Source organism: Carnobacterium sp. AT7 (assembly GCF_000171855.1).
Lineage (GTDB): Bacteria > Bacillota > Bacilli > Lactobacillales > Carnobacteriaceae > Carnobacterium_B > Carnobacterium_B jeotgali.
Genome location: NZ_ABHH01000009.1, coordinates 24,838 through 44,930, shown reverse-complemented (window position 1 = coordinate 44,930; position 20,093 = coordinate 24,838). Strand labels below are relative to the sequence as shown.

Sequence of the window (20,093 nt, the reverse complement as noted above, 5' to 3'; positions counted from 1 at the left end):
ACAATACTTGTAAGGAAATAGAATCAAGTATTAATAACTTATTATTTCAGCATCAATTGTTATAAAAAAATATTCCTAAAAGGTAAAATGATTAAAATAGTGCTATGTTTAATTTAATTAAGGGAGGTTGATTGAAGAATGAAAAATAAAGGTATTTATTTTATGGAATTTAATGAAAGTGATTTATCAGAAGTGGTAAATGTTTATATCGAAGTGTTTTCAGCTGAGCCTTGGAATGATAAATTAACAGATAACCAAATTACATCCTATGTTAACCAAATGACTGAATTGAACACATTTAAAGGATATATCGTTAGAGAAGAAGGTACAGCTAATTTATTGGGTGCTGCATTAGGTTTTATTAAACCCTGGTATATGGGAAAAGAATACCAGTTAGATTCCTTCTATATTTCAAATGATTATCAAGGGAAAGGGATAGGTACAAAATTCTTGAATTTTATCAAAGGACAATTAAAAGATAGTTGTATACCCACTATAATATTAGATACCGATCGAGGCTATCCAGCTGAATTATTTTATTTAAACAATGGTTTTGAGCATTCAAATTCATCAGTTATACTTCACGGAGATACTTCTAGCTAAGTTTAAAAATAGGATATATTTTTTTGTTAATACAAGGTTCTCTTTCATTGGAAAGCGCTTTATTTTTTTGAAATAGGCTAGTACCATAGCAATAGAGTAAAAAGAAGTACTTATGATACTGCCTATTAAGTAATTATAAATAGTTTTACCAGGATGGAAAAAGTAAAAAAAGATATACATAAAAATGAAGAAAGTAACTGCACTTAAAACTTCTCGTTTTACTCCTTTTATATTCATAGGTTCTCCTTTTTATGAAAATATGTTATGAGCGGTATAAAACTTTCGTTATCGCTATTACAACGTGGACACGTTGCGCTAATTGAGATCTTTGGTCATAGAAACATGAAAAGGTCACGAAGCATTATATTGAACTTCAGATTGATTTATTAAGCTTATACTTTGAATAAAGTCCAATGAAATCAATTATTTTCATTGGACTTTTTTTCTATTGTTAATAACAAAAAAATTGATTGCCACAACTATAAGTAGTGAGGGAATTGCCCAAATAAAACTAAAGAAAAATGCTGAATTAAATGCACTTTTTATTGTTTAGTTGTTGTTAAACATAAAAATGAATCTTGTACCTAAAAGCACTAGTGCGAATGATAAATAGGAATAAGCGAAGGTTTTAAGATAGTTCTTTGCTTTTTCTGACAATTTAGTTCCTTCTTTTGAATTGGTTGTTATTTATTTAAAATAATTAGTTAATAACACTACTTTATCTGCTATATTATAGATGTTATTAAAAAAATGTTTGGAGGAATTTAATTGAAAAAACTAGTAGTTCTTTTATGTTGGTTCATCTTTTTTAGTCTAGACGTTACAGAAGTAAAGGCGGAAGAAGCTAATTCTATTGATACAAAAGAAGTGATCTATGATTTAGCAGTTGGAGGGACACAAACATTTGAAAGTTTGAGCCCTGATGGTGAGCAACTGATTATCGAAATTGAAGAAATACCTAGTTATTTTAGAGCTGTGAAAAATGGCAGTTACCAAATTGCAGCCTCTACTGCTGGTCAATGGAAAGCGAGTTACCAAATTACAGTGAGTGGCGATAAAATTACAAGAGCATATTCTCCTGCTATTGTGGCTTATACAGGAAGTTTTACACAAGCAGAATTGAAATTAGATAGTTCTATTCAATCTACTTACTATTTGAAAAGGAAAGTAGGTTTATTTACAACTTCAATCAATTTAAGAGCAAAGTTACAGTCTAATAAAATTTCTATTACGTATTAATTATCCTAAATACTCAACAGTAGTTGTCCCCCAACCAAAAATATCACTTAAAATGCCATAGCCTATAAATAAATTATAGGCTATACAACAAATGCACGCTATGTAGATCAACCTGTAGAGTGTGTTTGTTTTTTTATTTCTAATCATTAAAATAGGTGAGATAAGTAACCCTAAAGGTGAGATCAAGAAACTAAGAAATGAGAGACCTAATAATACCAAACCTTCATCATTTTGACTTATGCCACGAATAAAATTTAACTTTTGACTCTTATCTTCAATTTCGAGCTCATTTGCTTCGATTTTATTTTTAAGCTGTTTATTTTCTTTTAATAATTCATCTATAGATACTTCATAGTAGTTACTTAGTTTTACTAAATTAGCTAGATCAGGGAGGCTATTCCCATTCTCCCATTTTGAGATAGATTGTCTTGAAATATTTAAATGATCTGCCACATTTGTTTGTGAAAACCCTTTGTTAGTTCTACTTTGTTTTAATCTTTCTCCTAGTTCCATTATTTCCTCCTTGTGTTTCGTTTTTCTTTATCATACATAATTGAATAGTCGGTGGCTACCATTTATTGCCTTAAATTCTTGAAAAAAAGTATTAGCAACTAATAGTTGCTAGGATGTAAACTGTTGGTTGCTAGTAGTTGCTACGACGTTTAGATATAATAAAGGAACTATTTCGGTTGGAGGTGAGTTTGTGTTTACTAAATATAAAAAATTTAAAGAAAAACGGCCATATGCGAATGTCATACTGATAATGATATTTACGAGTTTTATTGGTATTTTAATAGAGTATATAGTAAATAAAGACTTTATCGGTTCAGGATTATATCCTGCTGTAGCATTCACTTTAATAGGCGTTTTAAGAGTCAAAAGAAGAAATAAAACAAAACAGGATTTATAATTGTCTTGTGAAATAGGATTAACCGATTACTTAACAATAATAGAAGCCTCTTTGTCAACTAATAGGGATTTAAAAAAATTTATGGGATAGACGGATTTGCCTGTAATAGTCCTGGTTTAAGCCAAATTCTTAAGAACTGTTAAGCCTCAAACACAGCTTAACAGCATTGAATACTTCATAGGGCTACAAGCAATTTTATTCCTCCAGAATGATAAGTATGAACTAAATTTAGCTATCAACACTAAAAGTATAGAGCAAAAAAGAACCCCCTCTGCAATTTAAGAGGGGGTTCTTCAAGTATCTATTTGAGAATTGTTTTTATGTTAGCCATTATTCCATATTGTAAGTTACACCTGGTGTGTAACTATTAGAAGCATCCCACAATAGAAATTCATTTACTCCAGCGTCGTGTAATGCTCTTACTTGATCTTCAACTTGAGCTGCACCATATTGTTGGTAATTTCCAGCTCCTAAGTAAGAAGCAGTGAAATCTTGTAGCCATGGTCTTGATTTTGGAGGTGTTTCTAAACCTAAAAGCAATTTGTTTTCAACTTTCATATACTCTGCAACTAAATTGTAAGGTTCTAAGTCTGGTTTACTAATTCCAAAGTAAGAGTTCCAATGACTTGGGTAAATCATAGAAGAAATAACGTCAACATTTTCAGAAATCTTAGAGAAGTTTTGTCCAATGCCAGGAGCTTCTGGAACGGTTGCTGAATAGCCAAAGATATCAACGGAAACTTCTACATCATAAGCTTTAAGTTGTTCTCTAGCGTAAGCCACAAAATCACTAACAGCTGAAACGCGTTGTTGAACGTCATCAAAATCGCTTGTTTCGTAATCACCCAAAGTGTAATCTAATGATTTGCTTTCGTTTTCAAAGCCTTCTGGGAAACGAACATAATCAAACTGAATTTCTTTGAAGCCCATTTTTGCTGCTTGTTTAGCTACTTCAACATTATAATCCCAGACTTCTTTAGAAAAAGGATTTACGAATGCATCGCCGTTAGCATTTTTCCAAACACTGCCGTCAGCTTTTTTAAAAGATAATTCAGGTCTAGCTTCAGCCAGTAAAGTATCTTTAAAGACCACCACCCGAGCGATAGGGTAGACTTCATTTTCTTCAAGTTGTTTCATCATAGCAGCTGGGTCAGTAACGTAATGCTTTGTACTATCTTGGACGATCTTATTTTCAGATTTCAAATCCATAGTCATATTACCGACATCGTCTTTGACATCAATAACCATTGAGTTTAACCCACTAGTATTGACAAAATTAATCAATTCTTTCATTTTATCTGTTCCACCGGCTGAATAGGCGGTAACGTAAATTCCTTTTACGCCATTTTCAGGATAGTCAATAGCAATTCCACTATCATAAGTGAATTTTGATGGGAATTGGACGGGTGTGCTTAGAATAGGTTCTGCATTAATCTCTAGTAGAGTTGGTTCAGAATTCTCATCTGCTGATACAGCAAGAGGGGAGAATCCAAAACTTGCTGTAACGAGTAGTCCAAACCAAAAAGATGTTTTTAATTTCATGTTTTTATTCCTCTCTTTCAGGTGTTTCAATAAGTTTAGGATCAACTAAGATATAGCCTTTTTCAACTAGGCCTTCCGCAATGGGTAACACTGCTTCATTCGTCCATGAACGGTCATGCATCAACAAATTAGCGCCATCATTTAGATATTCTGTAGTCAACATGATATCGGTTAAGGCTTCGCTTGTTTGATAATCTGCTTCCCAATCGTATCCGTAAGTCCAGTTCATAGAAACCATGCCTTCTTCAGCCATAATGGCATCAGAGGTTTCAGTTGTTACACCATGTGGTGCGCGGAAGAAGTGTGGCTTTTCACCTGTGACTTCATAAATCAATTCATTGGTTTTCAAAATTTCTTCACGTTGTTCTTCAGAGCTGATGGTACTTAAATTTGGATGTGTTTGGGTATGGTTTCCAATTTCAAATCCCATGTCATAAATTTGTTTCAATTTGTCTTTGCCTTCATCTGATTCTATGTACATACCGTTTACAAAGAAGATAGCAGGGGCGTTGATTGTTTTTAATTGTTTGGCTATATCTACCGCATGTTGATCTGGAGAGTCATCAAACGTTAAAAGAGCTACTTTTGGGTTGGTTTCTGAATCGATTGGTTCGACAACTGAAGTAGTTGGATTTATCTTGTAACGGTAAGCTTCTTGTTCGGTAGGCAATTCTTTAGTGGATTCGATTGAACTCTGAGCTGAACTACTTGTTTCACTTGAAATACTTGATTGATCTCCACTTGTTTCAGAAGTAAGTGAGCTGCTCGTATCATTGTCAGTTGCGCCAGATGTTTGACAGCCACTTAGAATAAGTGCACTCATGAGAGACACTCCCAGTAAAATAGTTTTCATTTTTAGAACTCCTTTTTCGTTACTTATTTTGAATCATCATTTAATTCGTTCAGAGATGCCGTTGTATTCTTATTTGAATCTTGAACCTCAACAAGTTGTTTATCCAACTTTAAAAGCAATTCTTTTGTTTTGGCATCTTGTTTATTAATTGATTCCATACCAGTAGTAAGTGTTTCGTATGTGGCTTCTCCTTTGCCTAAATCTGTGAAGTAAGTTTCTTGATCTGCTAATACTGATTCATAATGAGTGATGTACTCATCTAATGAAGCAGTTAACGTTTCTATTGTTGTCGTTAATTGGTCTAATTCTACTTGTGGCAATTTATCACTTGTTTTTTTGTCTAAAAGGACTTGTTCTTCTTTTATAGTAGTAGTGGCTTCTTTTAGTTCAGATAGTGAATTCGAACGCGTATCAACATTTTCAAAAACGGCAGAAGTTCCATCTGCGAATGTGCTTAAGGTTTCATCTTCAGCAAGTGTGTTTTCAAAAGATCCTTGCAATTTTTTTTCTTGTTCGGTAATGGCGTTTAAATCACCTACAATCTGATCTTCATGTGACTTAATGGCTGTTGTTGAATCTAATGCTTCTGCAACGTCATTGTTTCCACAAGCAGTTAAAAACAAGGCTACTGCGAATAGATTTGTGACTAAGTATTTTTTTTTCATTTTTATGCAAAACTCCTTTTTTTAGTTTAACCAGATTCGATTTAAGAAAAGAACGTCAAAAAAAGTGTAACATTACGTTCTGATTTAAATGAATCGCTTTTTCTATTATAGCAAACGCTTCCTGATATCTAAAGCAATACGAGTCGTTATTTAATGGTACAAAGTAATGGAATAAAAATAAAAAACTATCTCTTGACTAGAGAATCATGTAAAATGGTAGAGTAAGTGAAAAATAGAATGAGATAAAGAGAGGGCTAATATGTTTATATATTATATCTTAGCAGCCATCATAGTGGCCGTTGATCAGTTCACTAAATTCTTAACCGTGCAGAATATTGACTTATATGAAACAGTAGAAGTTATTCCAAATGTCTTATCATGGATGTACATTCGCAACACTGGGGCAGCTTGGAGTATTTTAGAAGGCCAAATGTGGTTTTTTTATCTTATAACCATCATAGTAGTAGGTGCAGTCATCTATTATTTGCAAAAATTCGGCAAGAACAGTCGATTATTTTCAATTGCTTTAGCACTTATTTTAGCTGGTTCAATCGGGAATTTTATTGATCGTATTCGCTTTGAATATGTTATCGACATGGTTCGTTTGGAATTTATAAATTTTCCGATTTTTAACGTAGCAGATATGTCTTTAAGTATCGGAGTATTCTTAATGATTATTTTTGTTTTCATAGACGAAAGAAATGAAAAAAAGAAACACTAAACCATTGCTTTATTGGAAAGAGTCGGTTTAAAAAAGGAGATCAAGTATGCCACAAGAACATAATTTTATTATTAAAGAAGAAACAGGTCGCTTAGACAAAGTATTAACGGAATTGCTGCCGTCTATCACCCGTTCGCATATCCAACAATGGATTAAAGAGGGAAATGTCACTGTCAATGGCGAGAATTTAAAAGCTAATTATAAGGTACAACCAAGTGACGAAATTGTTATTATTGAACCAGAATTGGTTTCATTGGAAGTACTTGCAGAAGATATCCCAATCGAAATCGTGTACCAAGATGAAGATGTCGTAGTGGTTAATAAAGCACAAGGTATGGTTGTTCATCCTTCTGCCGGTCATCAAACGGGCACTTTAGTAAATGCACTGATGTATCACATTAAAGATTTATCTGGTATTAACGGAACAATCCGTCCAGGAATCGTTCACCGTATTGATAAAGATACTTCTGGTTTACTAATGGTTGCTAAAAATGATAGTGCCCATGAAAAACTAGCTGCTCAATTAAAAGACAAAACGTCTTTAAGAGAGTATATAGCGCTTGTACATGGTGTGATTCCTCATGAAAAAGGCACAATTGATGCACCGCTTGGACGTTCAAAAGTTGACCGTAAAAAACAAGATATTATTGATGGCGGAAGAGAAGCTGTCACACATTTTACTGTTCTTGAACGCTTCAAAGATTTCACTTTAGTGTCCTTAAAACTAGAAACTGGCCGAACTCACCAAATTAGAGTTCATATGAAATACATTGGTTACCCTTTAGCAGGAGATCCAATATATGGACCAAGAAAAACATTAGAAGGCAAAGGTCAATTTTTACACGCTCAAACACTAGGATTCAAACACCCAACAACGGGAGAATTTGTAACGTTTGAAGCTCCGTTACCACAATTATTTGAAGATACATTAACAAAATTAAGAAATGATTAATTCTTTTGATTGACTTTCTAAAAGACGCTCTGTATAGTCAGTAGTGACAGAAAGATAAATTATCCTTTAATCCTAGTCCTGTGAGACTAAGAAGGAGCATATTAAGAAAAGGTGGACGAAACCTTCTCTTCTATTACTCAACCGTAATATGCCCTCTTCGACCATTAAAGGTTAAGAGGGCATTTTTTATTGGATGATCCTAGTTAAAGCGATAAAAAAAGAAAGTTGGAGGGAAAAACATGTCAATCAAATCTGAAGTAGAAGTAGTCGATCAAGCTGCTGTAAAACGTGCTTTAACACGTATTACTTATGAAATCATTGAAAGAAATAAAGGAATTGACGATTTGATTTTAGTCGGTATCAAAACTCGTGGCATCTATCTAGCGCGAAGAATTGCTGAACGAATGAAACAATTAGAAGGTGTTGAGATTCCAGTAGGTGAATTAGATATTTCACTTTACAGAGATGATGTTCATTCAAGTTCTGCAACTAATGAGGCACAAATAAACGGTTCAAGTATTCCCGTATCTATTGAAGGCAAACAAGTGATTTTGATTGATGATGTCTTGTATACTGGACGTACGATTCGTGCCGCTTTGGATGCTCTAATGGACATCGGACGTCCAAGCAAAATTTCGGTTGCAGTACTAGTAGACAGAGGACATAGAGAATTGCCTATCCGTGCTGATTTTGTGGGTAAAAACATTCCAACATCTTTAGAGGAACAAATTAAAGTCGGCGTTGAAGAACTTGATGGAGAAGATCATGTTCTCATTCAAAAATTAATTAAATAAAGCTTAAGTGAAACTTTAAATTAGCCCTGTGAGACTAATAAGGTCACTACTATAATGCTGCCCTGATACTATGCTGGGAGTCACTCCAAGCTGCAGGACGATTATTCTAGAACCTAAAGTTCTCCATAAAACTTTAGGTTCTTTTTTTGTACCTTTAACCACTTTGACGCATGAAAAAAAGGATTAGGAGGAAAAATGACATGGAAAAAATTTCTGCAACGATTCCTTTGAACCATTTTGTCTCGGTAGAAGATTTAACAAATGAAGAAGTCCTTACTTTGATTAAACGGGCAGCACAGTTTAAAAAAGGGATGATTTCACCTCAAGTAAGTGAACCTCTTTATGCGGTGAATTTGTTCTTTGAAAACAGTACACGTACCCATAAAAGTTTTGAAATGGCCGAAAAAAAACTAGGTATCGAAATCATTGACTTTGAACCATCGACAAGCAGCATTAAAAAAGGGGAGAGCCTATATGATACTGTTTTGACCATGTCGGCTCTTGGTACCGAGATTGCGGTTATTAGGGATAGTAAAGAAGCATTTTACACCGAATTGATCGCAAGTCCTTCAATCAAATGTTCCATCATCAATGGAGGGGATGGGACGGGTCAGCACCCTAGTCAATGCTTATTAGACTTGATGACCATTTATGAAGAATATGGCCATTTTGACGGATTGAAAATAGCTATTGTAGGAGATTTAAAACATTCAAGAGTTGCCAAGTCAAATATGCTGATGTTGAAACGATTGGGTGCAGAAGTTAGCTTCTCTGGACCTGCTCGTTGGATGAACGAAACTTTTAGCGAATATGGTCAATATGTAGCCATGGATGATTTAGTACCGGAAGTGGATGTTGTCATGCTGTTACGTGTCCAACATGAACGGCATGAAACGCACGACGACGTTAACGTTGAAACGTATTTAGCTGATTACGGTTTAAATGAAACACGCGAAAAGAAAATGAAGCCGTCAGCAATTATCATGCATCCTGCGCCAGTTAACCGAGGCGTGGAATTGCAAAGCTCGCTCGTTGAATGCGACCGCTCAAGAATTGTGACGCAGATGTCAAATGGCGTATTTGCCAGAATGGCTATTTTAGAAGCCGTCATTGCTGGAAGAAATAAAGCCGCTGAAACAAGTTATTGATACTTTTACCTCAGGAGATGAATAGATGACGATTTGGATAAAAAATGCTACGTTGTTAAATCAAAAAGAAAAAATTGTGCCCATTGAGCTAGTACTCAACCAAGAAACGATTCAAGCCATGGGAAAGAATCTAGCTTCGCTTAATTTAGAAGTTGACGAAATAATTGATGCAAGAGGCGCCTTAGTTACGCCTGGTTTGATTGATGTACATGTCCATTTAAGAGAACCGGGATTTTCTTATAAAGAAACCATCAAGTCAGGAACAATGGCAGCTGCGCGCGGTGGGTTTACAACTATTTGCGCTATGCCAAATGTTCAACCTGAACCGGATACAACTGAAAAAATGAAAACTCTTCAAGCAAAAATAGCACAAGACGCTGTTGTAAAAGTCAAACAGTATGCGCCTCTTACGATGGGCTTACACAGTGACACGTTAACCAATCAAACAGATTTACTATATGCGGGAGCATTTGCCTTCACAAATGATGGAGTCGGTGTTCAGTCAGCAGGTACGATGTATCAAGCGATGAAAGAAGCGGCTAAGAATCAAACAATCGTCGTTGCTCACACAGAAGATGATTCGCTTTTATTTGATGGCGTGATGCATGAAGGAAGTCGGAATAAAGAATTGGGATTGCCGGGGATTCTTAGTGTAACGGAAGCGAGTCAAATCGCACGCGATGTCTTATTGAGTGAAGCAACAGGAGCACACTACCATGTCTGCCATGTTTCAACGAAAGAAAGTGTCCGAGTCATTCGTGATGCAAAACGCGCGGGGATAAACGTAACCGCTGAAGTGACACCACATCATTTATTGTTAACGGAAGATGCGATTCCTACTGATTCTAGTCTGTATAAAATGAATCCTCCGCTAAGAGGAAATGACGACCGGGAAGCGTTGATTGAGGGGTTGTTAGACGGTACGATCGACTTGATTGCCACGGATCATGCGCCACATAGTGAACAAGAAAAAGCAGGGGGCATGGTAGGATCGCCTTTTGGAATTGTCGGCAGTGAAACAGCCTTTTCATTGTTATACACGCATCTCGTTGAAACAGGCATCGCAACGCTAGTTCAACTCATCGACTGGATGACGGTTAAGCCAGCTAAAGTTTTTCAATTAGAAGGCGGAACAATTGAAGTTGGTCAAAAAGCCGATATAGCTTTTTTCGACTTAACAACAACTAAAAAAATTAAAGCTGAAGATTTTCTTTCTATGGCAACGAATACTCCTTTTATCGGATGGTCTGTTAGAGGAACGACAACAATGACGTTTGTCGATGGGAAATTGATCTATCAGGAGGGAGCTAATAAATGAAACGATTATTAATATTAGAAGACGGCAGCATTTTTAAAGGCCGAGGATTCGGAGCGGCAAATGATGCAACTGGAGAAGTCGTTTTTTCAACTGGCATGACTGGATACCAAGAATCCATTACTGACCAGTCGTATAATGGCCAAATGCTCATTTTTACTTATCCTTTGATTGGCAATACTGGAATCAATCGAGAGGATTATGAATCCATTGATCCTACAACGAAAGCTGTGATCGTTAAAGAATTTGCTCGTGTTCCATCTAACTGGCGAAGCCAAATGAGTTTAGATGAATTTTTAAAAATCAAGAAAATTCCTGGGATAGCCGGTGTAGATACTCGTAAGTTGACCCGCATTATTCGCCAACACGGCACGATGCGCGGCATGATCATTGATGCAGAAGATGATCTCAAACATGCTTTTGATCAATTGAAAGCCACTGTTTTGCCTGTGAATCAAGTTGCTCAAGTGTCCACGAATCGTTCGTATGTTAGCCCTGGAGAAGGTAAGAATGTGGTGGTCGTTGATTTTGGATTAAAACACAGTATCTTAAATGAATTAAACAAAAGAAATTGTCATGTAACGGTGTTGCCGTATAACACAACTGCTGAAACAATCCTAAGTTTAAATCCAGATGGGGTGATGTTAACCAATGGACCAGGAGATCCTACTTCAATCCCAGCGGTTCTTACAATGATTCAAGTCATCCAAGAGAGACTGCCAGTATTTGGTATTTGTTTAGGGCATCAGTTGATTGCTTTGGCAAATGGAGCCCGGACGTTTAAGATGAAGTTTGGTCATCGCGGATTTAATCATCCAGTAAAGGAAATCGCAACAGGAAGAATTGATTTTACTTCGCAAAATCATGGCTATGCAGTAGACGCTAATTCTATTGATAAAGAAAAATTACTTATAACCCATATTGAACTAAATGACGGAACCGTTGAAGGAGTTAAGCATCGCTATCACCCGGTGTTCAGTGCTCAATATCACCCAGATGCGGCACCAGGGCCACACGATGCAGCGCACCTTTTTGATCAATTTATGGAATTAATGGATGCTTGGAAGGAGACAAATAAGAATGCCTAAACGGACAGATTTAACGAAAATTATGGTAATCGGATCAGGACCAATTGTCATCGGTCAAGCGGCTGAATTCGATTACGCGGGTACTCAAGCGTGTCTTGCATTAAGAGAAGAAGGTTATGAAGTCGTATTGGTCAACTCTAATCCAGCTACGATCATGACGGATAAAGAAATTGCCGACAAAGTTTACATTGAACCCATTACTTTAGAATTTGTTTCGCGTATCTTACGTAAGGAACGACCAGATGCGATTGTCCCAACGCTAGGCGGACAAACGGGCTTAAATATGGCTATGGAATTAGCCAATTCTGGGATCCTTGAGGAATTAGATATTGAGCTGCTTGGGACTAAATTAAGTGCAATTGATCAAGCAGAAGACAGAGATTTATTCCGTAATTTGATGAACGAGTTAAATGAACCCGTACCAGAGAGCGCTATCGTCCATACGGTTTCAGAAGCGATAGTATTTGCTGGAAAAGTTGGCTTTCCGGTCATTGTTCGCCCAGCTTTTACTTTAGGTGGAACAGGCGGTGGAATCTGTGATAATGAAGAAGAGTTAACAGAGACTGTAGCTAATGGCTTGAAATTATCGCCCGTAAGTCAATGTTTAGTCGAAATCAGCATTGCAGGTTATAAAGAAATTGAGTATGAAGTGATGAGGGATAAAAATGATAATGCGATTGTTGTCTGCAATATGGAAAATTTCGATCCAGTAGGTGTTCATACGGGAGATTCAATCGTTTTTGCACCAACACAAACATTAACGGATAAAGAACACCAAATGCTGCGTAATGCGTCATTAAAAATCATTCGGGCTTTAGGGATTGAAGGAGGTTGCAACGTTCAATTAGCTCTTGACCCACATAGTTTTAATTACTACATCATTGAAGTGAATCCACGTGTCAGTCGTTCTTCCGCATTAGCAAGTAAAGCGACAGGTTACCCAATTGCAAAACTAGCTGCTAAAATTGCCGTTGGCTTAACACTGGATGAGATGAAGAATCCAGTAACTGGAACAACGTATGCTGAGTTTGAACCAGCACTTGATTATGTCGTTGCCAAAATTCCACGTTGGCCATTTGATAAATTTGAACAAGGCGACCGTCGTTTAGGAACCCAAATGAAAGCCACAGGAGAAGTTATGGCTATCGGACGGACATTAGAAGAAGCTTTATTAAAAGCCGTACGTTCATTGGAAATTGGGGTATCTCATGTCTCGTTAGAAGAAGCTTCCCTGGCAAAAGATGAAGCTTTAATCGAAAAAATGATTAAAGCTGAAGATGACCGGTTGTTCTATTTGGTAGAAGGAATTAGACGCGGCTATACGATTGAAGACTTAGCCAATTTAACGAAAATTGATTTGTTTTTCTTAGACAAATTGTTGCACATCGTAGAAATAGAAGCAGAACTGAAGCAACAGGTGAAAGATATTACTATACTGGCTACAGCTAAAGAGTACGGCTTTTCGGATAAAGCGATTGCCCAGCTATGGGAGATGACTGAACGAGACGTTAGTAACATCCGTTACGAAAATGACATTGTCCCAGTCTATAAAACAGTCGATACTTGTGCGGCAGAGTTCGAATCCAATACACCTTACTTATACAGTACGTATGAAGAAGAAAATGAAAGTATCGTTTCCGACAAGAAATCGGTTTTAGTTTTAGGATCCGGTCCCATTAGAATCGGACAAGGAGTGGAATTTGATTATGCTACCGTTCATTCGGTTAAAGCTATTCAACAAGCGGGCTACGAAGCGATTATTATGAACAGCAATCCTGAAACCGTTTCGACTGACTTTTCCATTTCAGATAAATTGTATTTTGAACCTTTGACTTTAGAAGACGTCATGCATGTCATTCATTTAGAAAAACCGGTTGGTGTAATTGTTCAATTTGGCGGACAAACAGCTATCAACTTAGCAGAACCGTTAACTAAAATGGGCGTAACGTTATTAGGAACTCGTGTCGAAGATTTAGATCGCGCCGAAAACCGTGATTTATTCGAGCAAGCGTTGAATGAACTCAATGTTCCGCAACCTCTAGGAGATACGGCTACAACGGCAGAAGAAGCTGTCGTTATCGCAGACCGAATCAACTACCCCGTATTGGTTCGTCCAAGTTACGTTTTAGGCGGACGTGGTATGCAAATTGTCGATACACAGCCGGATTTAGAAAACTATATGCGAAATGCTGTAAAAGCTTCTCCAGAACACCCCGTTTTGATTGATCGGTATTTAGTAGGAAAAGAAGTGGAAGTAGATGCGATATGTGATGGGAAATCGGTCCTTATTCCTGGCATTATGGAACACATTGAACGCTCAGGTGTCCATTCTGGCGATTCGATGGCCGTTTACCCACCTCAATCCTTATCAAAAGAAATTCAAGAGACCATTGTTGACTACACCACTCGTTTAGCTCTTGGCTTAAATTGCTTAGGAATGATGAATGTTCAGTTTGTGATTCATGAAGATACGGTCTATGTCATCGAAGTTAATCCGCGTGCCAGTCGTACAGTACCGTTCTTAAGCAAAGTGACCGGTATACCGATGGCTCAAGTAGCTACCAAAGCAATTTTAGGCCAATCTTTAAAGGAACAAGGATATGCGGACGGCTTATATAAAGAATCTGCTTTAATACATGTTAAAGCTCCTGTGTTCTCGTTCACCAAATTACAAAAGGTTGATGCTTTGTTAGGTCCTGAAATGAAATCGACAGGAGAAGTCATGGGAAGCGATACGACTTTAGCAAAAGCTCTTTATAAAGCATTCGAAGGAAGTTACTTGCATTTGCACGATCACGGGACGGTCTTGTTTACTGTAGCTGATGAGGACAAAGAAGAATCCCTCCTATTAGCGCAACGGTTTCATGAGATTGGGTATACCATCGTGACAACGGAAGGAACAGGTCAGTATTTTGCAGCACATCAATTGCCGGTAAAAATCGTTGCAAAAATCCAACACGAGGAAGACGAAACCGTATTGGATCTTATTCAAGGCAATGACATTCAACTAGTAATCAACACCATGACCATTGGAATCGGAGTAGTAAACGACGGGAAAGTTATTCGGAAAGCTGCGATTGAGCAAGGCATTCCATTATTGACGTCACTTGATACGGTATCAGCTATTCTAAATGTACTTGAATCTCGTAACCTTATGACTAACCCACTGTAATAGGGATAAAGCAACAAGCTCAATCAAACAAAAAACGACGTGGAGGCCAACAAATGAATCGTTTAGCAGTAAACCTACCAGGGTTAGAATTGAAAAATCCCATTATGCCAGCCAGTGGAACATTTGGATTTGGAGAACTTCACCTGGACAAGTATGACTATAATCTATTAGGTGCCATTGTCATTAAATCAACGACTATTGATGCACGAGTAGGAAATGCGTATCCTCAGTACCATCACTCAGAAACGGGTGTACTGAATGCGGTAGGGCTAAAAAATCCAGGCGTAGATGTGATTGTTACTGAAAAATTACCGGCATTAGCAAGATTTGATACACCGGTAATAGCAAGTGTAGCTGGTACAACGATTGAAGAGTATTGTGAAGTTACAAAAAGATTGTGCCAATCGCCCACTGTACGCGCACTTGAAATAAATGTTTCTTGTCCAAATGTGAAAGAAGGCGGATTAACTTTTGGTGCGAGTCCTGAATTGGTTTATGATATAACAAAAGCCGTAAAAGCTGTTGCTACGGTTCCCATTTATATCAAATTGACTCCAAATGTAACAGATATCGTTGCAATCGCCCAAGCCGCTGAAAAAGCAGGAGCGGATGGCATCAGTATGATTAATACGGTGCTAGGAATGAGCATCAATCTCGAAAGTAGAAAACCAGTCTTAGCGAATAAGACTGGCGGACTTTCTGGTGCAGCTATTAAACCGATTGCTATTCGGATGGTTTATCAAGTCGCTCGTGCAGTTTCGATTCCGATTATTGGAATGGGCGGTATTTCGACAGTTGATGATGTGCTTGAAATGTTCTTAGCGGGTGCTAGTGCGGTTGCAATTGGGACGGCCAATTATGCCAACCCAATGATTTGCAAAGAGTTGATTGAAGCTTTACCTAAACGAATGGATGAGTTGGGGATTGCATCCATCAAAGCATTGATTAAAGAAGTAAAGGAAGGTCAAAAAAATGATAACTAGACCCATTATTGCTTTAGATTTCGCTACGGTGTCTCAAGTTGACGCGTTTTTAAGCACGTTTAACGGCGAATCTTTATTTGTTAAAGTAGGTATGGAACTGTTTTATCAAAATGGGCCAGCAATAGTCACGCATCTTAAACAATTAGGCCATGATGTTTTTTTGGATTTAAAGCTACATGATATTCCCAATACAGTTCAACGTTCCATGAAGGGACTTACAGCATTAGAGGTCGATATGCTCAACGTTCATGCAGCGGGTGGCCAAGACATGATGGAAGCCGCGATGGAAGGGATTCTTTCAGGCACACCAACTGGTAAAAAGCGACCGAAGCTGATTGCTGTCACACAATTGACTTCGACAACGCCACTTGCTATGCAGCAAGAACAACTGATTGCTGTTCCATTGATGGAAAGTGTGATCCATTACGCCAAATTAACTCAGTTAGCTGGGTTAGACGGTGTGGTGTGTTCTGCATTAGAAGCACGTAAAATAAAAGAAAATACTGGAAAAGAATTTTTATGTGTCACTCCAGGAATACGTCCAGCTGGAACCGATGTAGGAGATCAAAAACGCATTTCGACGCCTGCTATGGCTAAGAAAGAAGGCGCATCCTATATTGTTGTCGGCCGTCCTATCACACAAGCTGATGATCCATTAGCGGCTTATCGGACAATAAAAGAGCAATGGAACGGAGTGGATAAATAAATGACGAACGAAAAGAGAATTGCTGAGAAATTATTAACCATTAAGGCAGTGAGTCTTAATCCAACAGAGCCATTTATCTGGGCAAGCGGAATGAAAAGTCCGATTTATTGTGATAACCGCATCACCATGAGTTATCCCGCAGTCCGACGGGAGATAGCAAATGGTTTAGCAGCATTAATTAAACAGCATTACCCAGCTGTAGAAGTCATTGCTGGAACAGCTACAGCAGGTATTCCTCATGCAGCATGGGTAGCCGAATTATTGGACTTACCGATGGTGTATATACGAGGCAAAGCGAAAGACCATGGCAAAGGAAATCAAATTGAAGGACGACTAACACAACATCAGAAGATAGTTGTGATTGAAGATTTAATTTCTACCGGTGGTAGTGTTATTGAAGCGGCACAAGCGGCGACTAATGAGGGAGCTGACGTTTTAGGTGTTGCAGCAATCTTCACCTATGAGCTGCCGCAAGGAATTAAAAATTTCAGTAACCAAAATATTTCATTAAAGACATTGACTAATTATTCTAATTTAATTGATGTCGCTTTAGAAAAAGGCTACATTGATGCATCAGAATTAGCCCTCTTAAAAGAATGGAAAAAAGACCCAGAACACTGGTCTATTAACTAAAAAAAAGTAACGCATACCTGTTAAATTCAGGCAATGCGTTACTTTTATTTAACTGAAATTGTAGTTCTTAGACTTTCAATCGATTAACCAAGTCCTTATCCGGAGTTACAAAAACAGTATGTTGACCTTCATAGATGACAAAGCCAGGTTTAGCTCCATTCGGTTTGCGAATTTTCTTCACTTCAACATAATCTACCGGAACAGAGGCAGATAACTGCGATTTAGAGAAATAAGCAGCAATATTAGCAGCCTCTAGAATCGTTTCTTCACTAGGGTCAGCTGATTGGATAATGACATGCGAGCCGGGAATGTTTTTTGTGTGGAGCCAAATATCTGACTTACGTGCTGTTTTAAGAGTTAATTGGTCATTTTGCAAATTGTTTTTTCCAACTAAAATCGTTGTCCCGTCTGTAGAACAATATTGATCCGGTTGACTTAATTTTGCTTGTTTTTGTTTTTTCTTGGTTTTCTTTTTCTTCATGTATCCTTGTTGAATCAATTCTTCTTTAATATCCGCAATATCTTTTGGTGTAGCCAACTCAACTTGTGTTGAAACAGATTCTAAGTAATCAATCTCTTCACTAGTCAAGCGCATTTGTTCGTTTACAAAAGCAATAGCATTTTTTAGTTTTTGGTACTTTGAAAAATACTTTTGTGCATTTTGAGAAGGTGTTTTTCTAGGATCAAGCGTTATCGTCATAGGTTTCTCGTCATCATAAAAATTCGTTAATGTAACTTCTTTTTGGCCTTTGGTCATGGTATAAAGATAAGCTGTTAACAATTCGCCTCGAACTCTGTAATCGTCGGCTAATTCAGTTTCATCTAATGTATTTTTAAGTTTTTTCATTTTTTTCTTATTGCGTTGAAGTTCCGTTTGAATTAAATGAATGAGATCTGATCCCTGTTGCTTGACACGGTCTCTATCGGCTTTACTTTCATAGTACTTATCTAACAATTCACTCAACGTTGAGTAACCAACATGTTCTCCTTCAATACTTAGATAAGGAAGGGGAGTGAAAAATTCTTTTTTAGAACCTAGTGTCAACGTTGGTGAAACAGAACCTTTGCGAATACTATCCATGAATGAATCAAATAAAACAGATAAGTTCTGAATATTATTTTCACTGCGGTACATGAGTTCTTTAGCTGTGTCTGCACCAATACCTTGATAGACATGCTGCAATCTTTTTTCGTATGATAAATCTGGATCTTCAAAAGCCGTCATTAACTCTGCTAGTTCAGAACTACTTGTTTCAAAGGGATTCAATTTATCTTGGTGAGGTGGAGCTTGATAGGTAGCACCTGGCATAATAAAGCGATACGAATTTTGACTTGTTGGGACATGTTTAATTGTATCTAAAATGCGCTGTGTATCTTGCTCAATAAGTAAAATGTTACTGTGTCGACCCATTAATTCGACAATTAAAATAACATTTTGAACATCACCGATTTCATCGCGACTTTTAAATCTAAAATGAATGACACGGTCGTTACCAACTTGTTGAATATCTTCTAAAATAGCCCCTTCAAGATGTTTTCTCATAATCATACAAAAATTGGGCGGAGAACTCGGATTTTCATAAGGAATCTCGGTTAGTTGAATACGTGCATAGCTTGGATGAGCAGACAAGAGTAATTTATGGTTTTTTCCATTGGCTCGCATAACAACAACTATCTCATTAGGATAAGGTTGATGGATTTTTGACACTCGTCCATTCTGTAATGCTTGGCTTAATTCATTCACCATTGCATGGGTAAAAATACCATCAAATGACATGTGTTTTCCTTCTTTCATTCTCAATTATTTCAATCGATTCTAGTCGACTAATAGGATAATTAACTTCTATTAGTGCTGTATTTGTAATTATACCATTTTTTGTTCAGAAATTGTTAGTAGAAAATTAGAGCGAATTAGTTGCAAATTTTTTGCTAAAAAAGTTACAATAGTTCTTGAAAACTTTAGGAGGGAAACACATGGAATGGAACTACCAAGGAGATAGAGGGCCGGACAATTGGAAAACGATTTGCTCAGCTTTTTATCAAGCAGAAACAGAAAGTTTACAATCTCCAATTGCTTTAGATGACGATCAAATAAAGTTGACAATCTCACAGCAGTTACTGACGTTTAACTACAATAAAACACTATTTGAAACGTCATTTTTTAACCATACCGTACATCTAGTGCCAAAAACTAATGAAAATTTAAACACGATTACATTTAATCATAAAAAATACTTTTTGGAAGACTTGCACTTTCATTTACCTAGTGAGCATGTCATCAACCATGAATCCTTTCCGTTAGAATTCCATTTGGTTCACCGTTCTGCAAAAAATGAACTTCTCGTTGTAGGAGTGACTGTTTTGCCGTCTGAACGACCGATGAATAAAGTGTTTGCGGCAGTAGATGAAAGAGCCTTAAATCCACGTGTAGTAAAAAGAGGATTGACGGTTCCAATAGAACTAGACAGATTGCTCCCTAAGAGTAAAGAATTCTATCACTACACAGGATCCTTGACGACCCCTCCAAGCTCTGGACCAGTCGAATGGATTGTATTCCGTAATCAAACCTTCATGCGTCAGGGGTTACTACAAGCCTTTAAACGAAATGTTGGCAAAACCAATAGACCTTTGCAACCTATAAATAATCGGCCCATCTACACATCAAAATAATAAACTGTAATTAAATTCTCATTTATTACTTGACACATAAACAGACAACTAGTAAGATTATCGTAATAGAAAAACAACAAAGGAGTTCTTATGATGCTA

General features: G+C 37.2%; 19 protein-coding genes. 14 read left to right on the top strand and 5 right to left on the bottom strand.

Features of this window, described 5'->3' with window-relative positions; all coding sequences use genetic code 11:
- Window positions 1-138 precede the first annotated feature (138 nt).
- Complete coding sequence (locus CAT7_RS05105) at window positions 139-603, top strand: GNAT family N-acetyltransferase (protein ID WP_007722712.1); 465 nt, start codon at window positions 139-141, stop codon at window positions 601-603.
- Between the two features lie 768 nt (window positions 604-1,371).
- Window positions 1,372-1,842, top strand: coding sequence for a DUF5626 family protein (locus CAT7_RS05100; RefSeq protein WP_007722709.1), 471 nt, complete (start codon window positions 1,372-1,374; stop codon window positions 1,840-1,842).
- On the opposite strand, the gene CAT7_RS05095 is transcribed toward CAT7_RS05100, so the two are convergent.
- Window positions 1,843-2,355 (bottom strand): helix-turn-helix domain-containing protein, encoded by a 513-nt coding sequence (locus CAT7_RS05095; RefSeq protein ID WP_007722706.1) that lies wholly within the window; start codon window positions 2,353-2,355, stop codon window positions 1,843-1,845. It abuts the gene before it with no gap.
- Between the two features lie 190 nt (window positions 2,356-2,545).
- On the opposite strand from CAT7_RS05095, the gene CAT7_RS05090 reads away from it, so the two are divergent.
- Window positions 2,546-2,752, top strand: coding sequence for a hypothetical protein (locus tag CAT7_RS05090; protein WP_029277426.1), 207 nt, complete (start codon window positions 2,546-2,548; stop codon window positions 2,750-2,752).
- Between the two features lie 330 nt (window positions 2,753-3,082).
- Here CAT7_RS05090 and CAT7_RS05085 read toward each other — a convergent pair whose 3' ends face one another.
- Genes CAT7_RS05085 through CAT7_RS05075 form a run of 3 tightly spaced genes read right to left on the bottom strand, consistent with a single transcriptional unit; the run spans window position 3,083 to window position 5,812 of the window.
- On the bottom strand, window positions 3,083-4,294 hold the full coding sequence (locus tag CAT7_RS05085; RefSeq protein WP_007722699.1) for a putative glycoside hydrolase: 1,212 nt from the start codon (window positions 4,292-4,294) through the stop codon (window positions 3,083-3,085).
- A 4-nt stretch (window positions 4,295-4,298) separates the two neighbouring features.
- Complete coding sequence (locus tag CAT7_RS05080) at window positions 4,299-5,147, bottom strand: polysaccharide deacetylase family protein (protein WP_007722697.1); 849 nt, start codon at window positions 5,145-5,147, stop codon at window positions 4,299-4,301.
- 23 nt (window positions 5,148-5,170) lie between these two features.
- Window positions 5,171-5,812 carry a YkyA family protein gene (locus tag CAT7_RS05075; RefSeq protein WP_007722674.1) on the bottom strand — a complete coding sequence of 214 codons (642 nt, stop codon included), beginning with the start codon at window positions 5,810-5,812 and terminating at the stop codon, window positions 5,171-5,173.
- A gap of 259 nt (window positions 5,813-6,071) precedes the next feature.
- On the opposite strand from CAT7_RS05075, the gene lspA reads away from it, so the two are divergent.
- From lspA to pyrE, 10 genes are all read left to right on the top strand, one after another.
- Complete coding sequence (lspA, locus tag CAT7_RS05070) at window positions 6,072-6,533, top strand: signal peptidase II (RefSeq protein WP_007722673.1); 462 nt, start codon at window positions 6,072-6,074, stop codon at window positions 6,531-6,533.
- Window positions 6,534-6,579: 46 nt separating this feature from the next.
- Complete coding sequence (locus CAT7_RS05065; protein WP_007722670.1) at window positions 6,580-7,485, top strand: RluA family pseudouridine synthase; 906 nt, start codon at window positions 6,580-6,582, stop codon at window positions 7,483-7,485.
- Window positions 7,486-7,724: 239 nt separating this feature from the next.
- Window positions 7,725-8,279 carry a bifunctional pyr operon transcriptional regulator/uracil phosphoribosyltransferase PyrR gene (gene pyrR, locus CAT7_RS05060; RefSeq protein WP_007722663.1) on the top strand — a complete coding sequence of 185 codons (555 nt, stop codon included), beginning with the start codon at window positions 7,725-7,727 and terminating at the stop codon, window positions 8,277-8,279.
- Window positions 8,280-8,479: 200 nt separating this feature from the next.
- On the top strand, window positions 8,480-9,427 hold the full coding sequence (locus CAT7_RS05055) for an aspartate carbamoyltransferase catalytic subunit (RefSeq protein WP_007722662.1): 948 nt from the start codon (window positions 8,480-8,482) through the stop codon (window positions 9,425-9,427).
- A 25-nt stretch (window positions 9,428-9,452) separates the two neighbouring features.
- Window positions 9,453-10,745, top strand: coding sequence for a dihydroorotase (locus tag CAT7_RS05050; RefSeq protein WP_007722661.1), 1,293 nt, complete (start codon window positions 9,453-9,455; stop codon window positions 10,743-10,745).
- Entirely contained in the window at window positions 10,742-11,830 is a 1,089-nt protein-coding gene (locus tag CAT7_RS05045; RefSeq protein WP_007722659.1) for a carbamoyl phosphate synthase small subunit, read from the top strand. Before CAT7_RS05050 ends, CAT7_RS05045 begins: the two co-directional genes overlap by 4 nt.
- Window positions 11,823-15,002, top strand: coding sequence for a carbamoyl-phosphate synthase large subunit (carB, locus tag CAT7_RS05040; protein ID WP_007722657.1), 3,180 nt, complete (start codon window positions 11,823-11,825; stop codon window positions 15,000-15,002). The genes CAT7_RS05045 and carB overlap by 8 nt, the downstream gene beginning before the upstream one ends.
- A gap of 53 nt (window positions 15,003-15,055) precedes the next feature.
- The gene (locus CAT7_RS05035) at window positions 15,056-15,985 is read left to right on the top strand and encodes a dihydroorotate dehydrogenase (protein ID WP_007722656.1); all 930 of its coding nucleotides are present in this window, start codon (window positions 15,056-15,058) and stop codon (window positions 15,983-15,985) included.
- On the top strand, window positions 15,975-16,691 hold the full coding sequence (gene pyrF, locus CAT7_RS12525) for an orotidine-5'-phosphate decarboxylase (protein WP_007722654.1): 717 nt from the start codon (window positions 15,975-15,977) through the stop codon (window positions 16,689-16,691). Before CAT7_RS05035 ends, pyrF begins: the two co-directional genes overlap by 11 nt.
- Complete coding sequence (pyrE, locus tag CAT7_RS12520) at window positions 16,692-17,324, top strand: orotate phosphoribosyltransferase (RefSeq protein WP_007722651.1); 633 nt, start codon at window positions 16,692-16,694, stop codon at window positions 17,322-17,324. It abuts the gene before it with no gap.
- Window positions 17,325-17,391: 67 nt separating this feature from the next.
- On the opposite strand, the gene CAT7_RS05020 is transcribed toward pyrE, so the two are convergent.
- Window positions 17,392-19,101 (bottom strand): NFACT RNA binding domain-containing protein, encoded by a 1,710-nt coding sequence (locus CAT7_RS05020; RefSeq protein WP_007722649.1) that lies wholly within the window; start codon window positions 19,099-19,101, stop codon window positions 17,392-17,394.
- Between the two features lie 197 nt (window positions 19,102-19,298).
- Between CAT7_RS05020 and CAT7_RS05015 the strand changes: the two genes are divergently transcribed.
- On the top strand, window positions 19,299-19,994 hold the full coding sequence (locus tag CAT7_RS05015; RefSeq protein ID WP_007722647.1) for a carbonic anhydrase family protein: 696 nt from the start codon (window positions 19,299-19,301) through the stop codon (window positions 19,992-19,994).
- Window positions 19,995-20,093 lie beyond the last annotated feature (99 nt).

What these genes read in the sequence shown, in the direction of transcription:
- CAT7_RS05105 (WP_007722712.1), top strand. Translation starts at nt 139, where the DNA reads ATGAAAAATAAAGGTATTTATTTTATGGAATTTAATGAAAGTGATTTA.
- CAT7_RS05095 (WP_007722706.1), bottom strand. Translation starts at nt 2,355, where the DNA reads ATGGAACTAGGAGAAAGATTAAAACAAAGTAGAACTAACAAAGGGTTT.
- CAT7_RS05085 (WP_007722699.1), bottom strand. Translation starts at nt 4,294, where the DNA reads ATGAAATTAAAAACATCTTTTTGGTTTGGACTACTCGTTACAGCAAGT.
- CAT7_RS05080 (WP_007722697.1), bottom strand. Translation starts at nt 5,147, where the DNA reads ATGAAAACTATTTTACTGGGAGTGTCTCTCATGAGTGCACTTATTCTA.
- CAT7_RS05075 (WP_007722674.1), bottom strand. Translation starts at nt 5,812, where the DNA reads ATGAAAAAAAAATACTTAGTCACAAATCTATTCGCAGTAGCCTTGTTT.
- lspA (WP_007722673.1), top strand. Translation starts at nt 6,072, where the DNA reads ATGTTTATATATTATATCTTAGCAGCCATCATAGTGGCCGTTGATCAG.
- CAT7_RS05065 (WP_007722670.1), top strand. Translation starts at nt 6,580, where the DNA reads ATGCCACAAGAACATAATTTTATTATTAAAGAAGAAACAGGTCGCTTA.
- pyrR (WP_007722663.1), top strand. Translation starts at nt 7,725, where the DNA reads ATGTCAATCAAATCTGAAGTAGAAGTAGTCGATCAAGCTGCTGTAAAA.
- CAT7_RS05055 (WP_007722662.1), top strand. Translation starts at nt 8,480, where the DNA reads ATGGAAAAAATTTCTGCAACGATTCCTTTGAACCATTTTGTCTCGGTA.
- CAT7_RS05050 (WP_007722661.1), top strand. Translation starts at nt 9,453, where the DNA reads ATGACGATTTGGATAAAAAATGCTACGTTGTTAAATCAAAAAGAAAAA.
- CAT7_RS05045 (WP_007722659.1), top strand. Translation starts at nt 10,742, where the DNA reads ATGAAACGATTATTAATATTAGAAGACGGCAGCATTTTTAAAGGCCGA.
- carB (WP_007722657.1), top strand. Translation starts at nt 11,823, where the DNA reads ATGCCTAAACGGACAGATTTAACGAAAATTATGGTAATCGGATCAGGA.
- CAT7_RS05035 (WP_007722656.1), top strand. Translation starts at nt 15,056, where the DNA reads ATGAATCGTTTAGCAGTAAACCTACCAGGGTTAGAATTGAAAAATCCC.
- pyrF (WP_007722654.1), top strand. Translation starts at nt 15,975, where the DNA reads ATGATAACTAGACCCATTATTGCTTTAGATTTCGCTACGGTGTCTCAA.
- pyrE (WP_007722651.1), top strand. Translation starts at nt 16,692, where the DNA reads ATGACGAACGAAAAGAGAATTGCTGAGAAATTATTAACCATTAAGGCA.
- CAT7_RS05020 (WP_007722649.1), bottom strand. Translation starts at nt 19,101, where the DNA reads ATGTCATTTGATGGTATTTTTACCCATGCAATGGTGAATGAATTAAGC.
- CAT7_RS05015 (WP_007722647.1), top strand. Translation starts at nt 19,299, where the DNA reads ATGGAATGGAACTACCAAGGAGATAGAGGGCCGGACAATTGGAAAACG.